A 552-nucleotide genomic window follows, 5' to 3' on the forward strand; every position below is an offset into this window, starting at 1 on the left:
TAGAGATGGAGAAAGCAACGCCTATCCCGCTCATATCGAATCAAACCGAGCGACATACCGATTAATCGTCGAGAACTTTCTATCACTGGGTACTAACCCGGTGATTGCGTCTTCGCGATGCTTCATCAACTTTCCTCATCAGAGCTTGGTACGCCGTTTGCCTCGCAGCTTGCCAAAAAACAAAATCGTCGTAGAAGTCTTAGAGACTTGCCAACCTACCGATGATCTTCTCGATGCAATTCGCGAGTTATATCGAGAAGGTTATTTGATCGCGCTGGATGATTTCACCTTAACGCCGGAGTGGCGTCGCTTCTTACCTTATGTGCACATCGTTAAACTCGATATCATGGCGATGGGGCTAGAAAAAGCGTGTGAACTGGTTAAAACCCACCTCGCCAAGCGCGTCAAATATCACTTTTTAGCGGAACGCGTCGAAACCGCAGAAGAGTTTGAGCAAGCCAAAGCGGCGGGTTTTAAATTCTTTCAAGGCTACTTTTTTAGCAAGCCATTGGTGTCGCAAACCAAATACGTCAGTCCGGAGCAGGTGTTAGC

At 47.5% G+C, this 552-nt stretch carries 1 protein-coding gene; it reads left to right on the top strand.

The features are described from left to right. A partial coding sequence (locus R7R24_RS29545) for an EAL and HDOD domain-containing protein (RefSeq protein ID WP_318120568.1) occupies positions 1–552 on the top strand: 552 nt, incomplete at both ends.

The organism is Vibrio sp. 704 (genome assembly GCF_033339295.1).